Here is a 7,468-nt window from a genome sequence, read left to right as displayed (position 1 = left end):
CGAAGTATTCTTTGCTTCATCAGACCCCGTTGCATTTCATCCTTGAATTGGCCTTATCTGCGATCTATCGAGGCAAGATTTGATTTTAATGTTGCCCAAACGCGATCGCAGGCAACTGTAACGAAAATCGTGGGAAATTCACAGGATGTCCTCAGAAATTTGCCGCTCAACACATTCGATCTGGCTTACATTGACGGTTCGCATCTAGCTGTCGATGTTTTGACCGATGCGGTTTTAACTTGGGGCTTGGTAAAGGTTGGAGGCACAATTATTTTTGATGACTATGACTACAATTTTGCACAAACACCCGAGCAAAACACAGGAATTGCGGTGGATGCGTTTGTCAATTGCTTTTGCCATAAGGTGAAGCTCATTCATAAGGCAAACCAAGTGATTTTGGAAAAAATTGCAGCTTAGATCCAATTGCCGCATAAATTGATTTGGCAATAGCCCTCAAGAAATGCGAAATTAGAAGAGCAAATCTGGTTTTCTCAATCATGCAGCAACTACTCTACTTAGAAATTCCGACGCCAAATACCGAAGCAGTGCGGGCATGGCTGCGTCAAGCGTATTTGCCGCCCGTCGGCAAAAAAACAGGTACTGCTGATGGGTTTACCCTAAAGTTTGACTCCAAGCCTGACAACCCAGCCCTTCAAAACGCCCCCGACGATCTGTGCGCCTTTGTCTGGACGTTGCAACGCACGACCTATTTAAAAGTATTTCGCTGGTCATCGCCGCAAGCCCCCATACCCCAAACCCAAATAAAAGCCGAGAAGCAGGTTTTAGCGGATCTTACCCAGCAAATTCGCAGCAAGTTCCCCTATGAATATCCCCAACTTCCTGCGATCGCTTCAGGGGAGTCGATCTTTCAGGCATTGGCTGAGAAATATCCCCTGACGGTCAAATATTTTCAACGCATTCCCAATGGTGAATACGATCTGAATCGCGTCTACTGGTGGGAAAAACGTTGGCGTGAAAGTGTCAAAAATCCCCTAGCCCCCAAGCAAGTAGTCTTTGACAAGCAATCGAGCAATCAAAATGGAACGCAACAGAGTTTAGAGAATATAGCTTTAGATTCTACTTCAAATCTAAAATCAACCCCAAAATACGATCTAATCTATCTAGGTGGTGCTTTGGGTGTGCTTCACGCTGCCATGATGGCAAAACTGGGCTATCGCGTCTGTCTGATCGAACGCCTGCCCTTTGGTCGCATGAACCGCGAATGGAATATCTCTAGAGCCGAGTTTGAAGGTCTTGTGGAATTCGGTCTATTTACCCAAGCTGAATTTGAAAGTATCATCACCTGCGAGTACGTGGATGGGTTCAACAAGTTCTTTGACGGGAATAACCCGCCTCACTTAAAGGCACAAGTCCTGCATACGCCTACCGTTCTGAATGTGGCGCTGGACTCTGGCAAATTGCTACGAATTTGTGGTGAGAAATTACTGGCTTTTGGTGGTGAAATCATCGACCAAACTGAGTTTGAGCAAGTAATTGTAGAAAAGGATTCCGTTACCATAATGGTGAAGTCTTTAGCAGAGGGAGAGCATGGAAGTTCCAAGGCGATCGCAGGACGATTAGTCATTGATGCCATGGGTTCTGCTAGTGCGATCGCGCAACAAATCAATGCGGGTAAAGCCTTTGATAGCGTCTGCCCTACGGTGGGTGCAGTGGTGGAAGGCTTCGATCGCGGCGTGTGGGACTATACCTATGGCGATGTCCTCTTTAGTCATGGCGATATTTCTAGAGGTCGGCAACTGATTTGGGAACTCTTTCCCGGTGTGGGTGAAGAAATGGCGATTTATCTGTTTCACTATCATCAAGTCCATCCTGAAAATCCCGGTTCTCTCTTGGATATGTATGAGGACTTTTTTGCGATTTTGCCTGAATATCGCCGCTGCGATATGGATAAGTTGGTGTTCAAAAAAGCCACCTTTGGCTATATTCCCGGTCACTTTAGTTTAACCGCGCGATCGCGTCTATCGGCATTCGATCGCTTACTTGCCATTGGCGATGCGGCGGCTTTGCAGTCCCCTCTCGTCTTCACGGGCTTTGGCTCTCTGGTGCGCAATCTGCCCCGTCTCACGATTTTGCTAGATACTGCGCTCAAACACGATCTACTCGCTGCTGACGATTTAGAACAAATCTCTGCCTATCAAAGCAATGTGGCGGTAACTTGGCTATTCTCTAAGGGCATGATGGTTCCCACGGGCGTACATTTACCTCCAGAGCGGGTGAATTCCATGCTAAATACCTTCTTTGGCCTGCTTGCCGAGCAACCACCCAATGTCAGCGATCGCTTTATCAAAGATCGCCTCGGTTGGCTGATGTTTAATCGTCTTGCGATCTCGGCGGCACTCAAAAACCCCAAACTCGTGCTTTGGATCTGGGAGATGGCTGGCTCAAAGGACATGCTGCGCTGGCTCAAGAGTTACGGGTCATTTACGCAAGGCGCGATCGCCAATGCTCTGTTTGCAAGTTGGCTACCCAAAACGCTCACCAAGGCACAATCGTGGCTAGAACCCAAATATCCCCGCCTTTGGCTGCGTCTACTCAGTTGGAGCTACGCCCTCAACTATTCGATTGGTAATCCGATTGTTAAGGGTCAACTGAAATGACAATCAGTAATTCCGACACAACATCAAGGTCGCGTCAAATTAGTACGTAGAAAACCGATTTGGATATTGAAAGTTATACGCCAAGAGAGATCCCCGACTTTTTTTGATTCACGCCAAAAGGATCTTCAATTTTGCCAAAAAAGTCGGGGATCTAAGACCTTGCTGGGGATATGTCATGATTAGATTGCATTCAACTTCTCAATCAACATATGGATTTAAGTTTATTCGCATTGCCATCTCTGGTTACGCTGTTAGCAGTAGTGCTCTATTATGGATTGGGCATTGGTGTTGGTATTGCTCGTGCTAAATATAAAGTGCCAGCCCCCCAAATTACAGGCGATGAGAACTTTGAGCGCACCTTTAGAGTTCATCAAAATACCCTCGAGCAACTAGCAATCTTTTTGCCTGTCCTATGGCTGTTTAGCTTTTATATAAGTCCAATATGGGGCGCAGCGATCGGAGGAATTTGGATTCTAGGTCGCATTGTCTATGCTTGGGGTTATTACGCAGCAGCGGAAAAAAGATCCTTGGGCTTTGCCATCTCTTCTCTCGCCACCCTTGCTTTGATAATTGGTTCGGGCATAGGTATCGTCAGTAAGATTCTGTTTCGTTAGAGCCTCTAAAAGCGATAGTTCTTATTCCCAAGCCAGAGTCTAATTGGAACGGCACGACCTTCAGCATTGACTTTGATTTCAACGAAACTGGTTTTGTTGAAGCTGGCTTGGGAAGCCTCTTGATTGACGCGATCGCGTAATTCTTCAGGCATAAAATAGATTTCCAGACCGTATTCAACCGAAGCGTACTTTGTTCTACCTCTGATCGCAACTTGGCTAGGGGGTAGGGTTTCAGGACGGAAAGTACCACGATTAGAATTTCCAGTCATGGGTTTAATCGCAATCGGTTGCCAAGGTTTAGGTGGTACTGCGATCGCGCCATTAGCATTAGGAGCCTGCATAATCACATAAAAGTTGGTATTGTCTTGCGGGTAATCTCCATAGGCTTGCTTGGGCAAATCCTTCCATCCTGGCAGCTTTTTCAGCGTATCCATTCTTGAGATATCGTAGCTGAGGCTTTGAGAATAGCCGCGCATGACATCATAGGGATCGACAGGCGCAGTTTGAAGAACGACGGTTTTGCCAGTTTGTTCGGTTAATAATGGTGGAATCGCGATCGATATCACCAATAGAGATTGAAGTGCTAAGGGAACCCAAAATCGCCAACCTTTTAACTTTTTTGGGGGTTGTTGTGTAGGATGGTTCTCTTCGGGATAGTTTCCACCACTGGTTTCAGGAGAAAGGGGAATGCTAGTCATGGTCTTTCCTCAAAAGAACTGGGTAGGATTGCTTGAGATGAACTTGCAGAACCAACGGCGAGCAGTTTGAGATGGCGCTCAAACCAAAGTCCCGCTAAGATTACGGCTGTACCGCAGAGAGCGAAGATAAAGGACTTCAATAACAGCCCTGTATCGTACTCAAAAAGTCGGCTGACAACCTGTAGGACAATCAGGAAAATTCCTGCCCAAAATGGAATTCGCTGCGATTTTTCTAAGGAGATGCGAATCAATCCCATCGAAATCAGGAATAGCAATACGTTGTAGGTAAATGTGGCAATTTCGGGAATTGGGGTTAGGCTTCCGTGCCAGAGAACGATCGCGATCTCCACCACCATAAAGCCACCCACGATCTTGGTTACAACACCTCTTGCGGAATCCTGTAAAAGCCGCCACCAAGCAAATGTAGCAATACTTCCGAATAGCAGTAGATTCACCAAACTAGACCATTCTGTAAAGGGATGGGATTCCACAAAAACGATATCTTGGCTGCGCCAACTCCAAGCTCCCCAAAAAGATTGAAAGTAACAGATTGCGCTCAAGAGGACTAGGGAAAACCCATGGGCTAGATGGGCAAAAGCGGGACTCGATCGCGGCAGAATGCGTTCTGAGAGGAATCGCTGCCGCCACAGAAAGTCGTCATAGGCCCATAAAATTGCTGGAGGAAAGGTCAGCGCGATCGCCCAAATCACCTGTCCTGGAACGACAAAATTATTCAAACCATACACGCTGCGGAGCAAGCCTATAACTGTCGCAAGTAACGCAAATAAAAAGATAGAACGCGATCGACACCAATAAGCCAGTGGGATAAATAGAAAGGCAGCCGCAATCGGCATATATTCCCGAATTGTCCAGACCAGAAAGTTCCCTTCTCGAATCGATAAACTATTCAAGTACACCACCACAGTGAGCACAATCGCAAGAATACCGATCGCGCGCGATCGACACCAGTAAGCCAGTGGGACGAGTACGAAGACCGCGATCGCTAACATCTGTTGCGCGATCAGTTTCACCAAAACATCTTCATCCGTAGCTAGTCTGCTCCAGTGATTTCCCCAATGGAACAGATAGCCTAAACCAATCAGCAGAATTGCCATAATCCCGAGGGGTGTAAACCGCAATCCATAGGCCATTGCCAGCACACCAAAGCCCCAGAGAAAGAAAAGTCCGTACAGTTCGCCATTGATGTGGAAAATCTGTCCCATCAAGGCAATATTTGCACCTAAAATCAGCGCTCCTAAAATTAAGAACCCCTGTCCGAGTCGCTGCCAGCGTGTAGTTCTCTGCCAGAGATGAAACCCCAACCAATTAAAGCCGATTAAGGCGCTGAGCAATAAAATTGCGCGAAATTCCCGTGACATCTCCTGCCAATTGGAAGCTACGAATGCGATCGCTCCCAGCCCAAGTAAAATGCTACCCAGCCCGATCAGAATCATCGTAAATCGGCTAGAAGCATTGGCATCTAGGGCATTAAACCCATAGCGTTCTGCGAGTTGCTGATATTGCTCTGGTGCGATCAAGGCTTCTGCCTGCCAGCGATCGGCTTCTTGGCGTAACTGCCGTCGAAATTTCTCTGTGAGCATAAATTTGCCCCTGACTGTTAAATATAATCAGGACTATGCCATAAGACTGAGTTAGAATACTCGCTCGTTTGTGACACTGTTCTAACTGGCACATCATCTAAGCAATAAGTATGTACCACTTCATTGCTCACTGGTATTTCAACGCTCCGATTGAGCACGTATGGAAAGAAATTGAGGACACCTCAAATATCTCTGGATGGTTACGGGATTTTCGCAAGGTTACACCACGCAGTGTACAAAAAGAGGAGCGTCGCAGCGTCGATATTGATGTTGAGTACCGTGGCGATCTTCCCTATACCTTTCGCTTTTCGATGCGGGTTATCAAGGTAGAGCCTCCTCACCTGCTAGAACTGGAAGCAACAGGCAACTTGATCGGTCGAGGGAAATGGGTCTTGAGATCGCAAGACCAAGGTAAAGCCGCCACATATTTTTGGGATGTGACAGTTGCCAACCCCTTTTTTGCTCTATTTGTCAAATTCCCTTGGTTCAAAGCCATCACTGAGAGGAACCATAATGCCACAATGGATAGAGCCTATCAGGCGCTAAAACAAAAGTTATAGGCTTAGCTAAAAACGCTCTTACGCTTTTAAAAATAACCTTCCTAGACTTTCCGATGCCTTATGCAAACCAACGCTGAACAAAATTGTGGTTTTTACGTCTAAAGGAAACGAATAGCATCAAGCAAAAGCTCCGTCCCATAAATTGTGGGGCATCTTTTGATTTTGATTGCAGTCAGTAGGAAGGTTAGACAATTATGGGCGATCGCAGGCGAATCCCCACAAAGCTTCCAAACAACGCAAACGCGATCCAGAGCCAGCCATGCAGACTACCAGAAGCAATCCCACCAAAGAATGCGTTGACATTGCAACCAAAGCTTAGAAAAGCACCGTAGCCCATTAGCAAACCACCGATCAGAGCAAAGACAATTGCTGAAACTGACCCAATTGCTTTGGGAACGAACTTCCCTGCGATCGCTGCTGCCAAGAGCGCACCAAGAATAATCCCCAAATTGGTGACAGAGGTCGCATCCGCAAACACGCTTTGATTTAGGGCAGCTTGCGCAAATTCCCCTTGCCAAAATTGGCTCGTTGTAGCGTTCCATCCAACGAACTTGGCAATATGGGCTGACCAGAGCGCAAATCCCCATGTAATTCGCCAAGGTTGACCAGATAATATCAATACAAGCCAGTTCAGAATAGCCAAAGCGATCGCGCCAAAAAACAGTTTCTTCTGGGTGCGAAGTGCTGACCAAATAGGCTGTCTGTTGAGTTCTGTGGATTTGGAACGCCTCCATCCATAGAGCAGAGCGATCGCAACGATCGCCAAGCCTAGCTGTACCAGCAATCCTAACTGCCAACCAAAAACTTCATTCAAGGCGATCGCTTGCCCACTGGGTAGCCATGTCCACCACGAACGGGTGAGGCTAGCGGCAAAAGCACCCATTCCAAAGGTGGCTAGGGTAAACAGCATGGTTGTACTGCCTGCCCCAACTGTATAGAGCGTCCCGCAACCGCAACCCGTGGCAAACTGCATCCCAATCCCAAATAGAAACGCACCAAAGGAAACAGAGCCACCTAGGGGTGCGATCGCACCACTGACATCCTGCTCAAAAACTGAACCTGCCGCCAAGGTGGGTGCAAACAGAATGGCGGCGATCGCAATCGCTAAAAACTGGGCATACATCCCGATTGGATCGCGCTCGACAAGAACTTTGCGATATGCCCCTGTAAAGCTAAACTTTGCCGCATAGAGCGTTAAACCCAACAGCCCACCAACAATAAACAAAGCACTCTGCCGCCAGCCAAATTGACTGAGGGCGATCGCACCAACGATGAAAATTAAGAGCGCGATCGCGGTAATTCGCTGCTGCAATTTTGGGCGCAGAAACCATGCTTCAAACCCAGCAGTAGGTTGAATGGAATTCGCCATATTTTAAG

The 7,468-nt window shown here is 47.2% G+C and carries 7 protein-coding genes; 4 read left to right on the top strand and 3 right to left on the bottom strand.

Annotated elements, in window-relative coordinates:
- From V2H45_RS03800 to V2H45_RS03790, 3 genes are all read left to right on the top strand, one after another.
- Nucleotides 1-417, top strand: a 417-nt coding sequence (locus V2H45_RS03800) for a class I SAM-dependent methyltransferase (protein WP_330482288.1), incomplete at its 5' end; no start/stop codon positions are given.
- 80 nt (nucleotides 418-497) lie between these two features.
- Nucleotides 498-2,618, top strand: coding sequence for an NAD(P)/FAD-dependent oxidoreductase (locus V2H45_RS03795; protein ID WP_330482287.1), 2,121 nt, complete (start codon nucleotides 498-500; stop codon nucleotides 2,616-2,618).
- 209 nt (nucleotides 2,619-2,827) lie between these two features.
- The gene (locus V2H45_RS03790; RefSeq protein ID WP_330482286.1) at nucleotides 2,828-3,232 is read left to right on the top strand and encodes an MAPEG family protein; all 405 of its coding nucleotides are present in this window, start codon (nucleotides 2,828-2,830) and stop codon (nucleotides 3,230-3,232) included.
- A gap of 5 nt (nucleotides 3,233-3,237) precedes the next feature.
- Here V2H45_RS03790 and V2H45_RS03785 read toward each other — a convergent pair whose 3' ends face one another.
- On the bottom strand, nucleotides 3,238-3,930 hold the full coding sequence (locus V2H45_RS03785; protein WP_330482285.1) for a GDYXXLXY domain-containing protein: 693 nt from the start codon (nucleotides 3,928-3,930) through the stop codon (nucleotides 3,238-3,240).
- On the bottom strand, nucleotides 3,927-5,531 hold the full coding sequence (locus V2H45_RS03780) for a DUF2157 domain-containing protein (RefSeq protein ID WP_330482284.1): 1,605 nt from the start codon (nucleotides 5,529-5,531) through the stop codon (nucleotides 3,927-3,929). The genes V2H45_RS03785 and V2H45_RS03780 overlap by 4 nt, the downstream gene beginning before the upstream one ends.
- A 110-nt stretch (nucleotides 5,532-5,641) precedes the next feature.
- Between V2H45_RS03780 and V2H45_RS03775 the strand changes: the two genes are divergently transcribed.
- Nucleotides 5,642-6,091 (top strand): SRPBCC family protein, encoded by a 450-nt coding sequence (locus tag V2H45_RS03775; RefSeq protein ID WP_330482283.1) that lies wholly within the window; start codon nucleotides 5,642-5,644, stop codon nucleotides 6,089-6,091.
- A gap of 184 nt (nucleotides 6,092-6,275) precedes the next feature.
- On the opposite strand, the gene V2H45_RS03770 is transcribed toward V2H45_RS03775, so the two are convergent.
- Nucleotides 6,276-7,460 (bottom strand): YeeE/YedE family protein, encoded by a 1,185-nt coding sequence (locus V2H45_RS03770; protein WP_330482282.1) that lies wholly within the window; start codon nucleotides 7,458-7,460, stop codon nucleotides 6,276-6,278.
- Nucleotides 7,461-7,468: the final 8 nt, after the last annotated feature.

The organism is Tumidithrix elongata BACA0141 (assembly GCF_036349135.1).
Taxonomy (GTDB): domain Bacteria; phylum Cyanobacteriota; class Cyanobacteriia; order Pseudanabaenales; family Pseudanabaenaceae; genus Tumidithrix; species Tumidithrix elongata.
The sequence above is the reverse complement of the archived record's forward strand: the minus strand, read 5'-3'. Positions and strand labels throughout refer to the sequence as shown.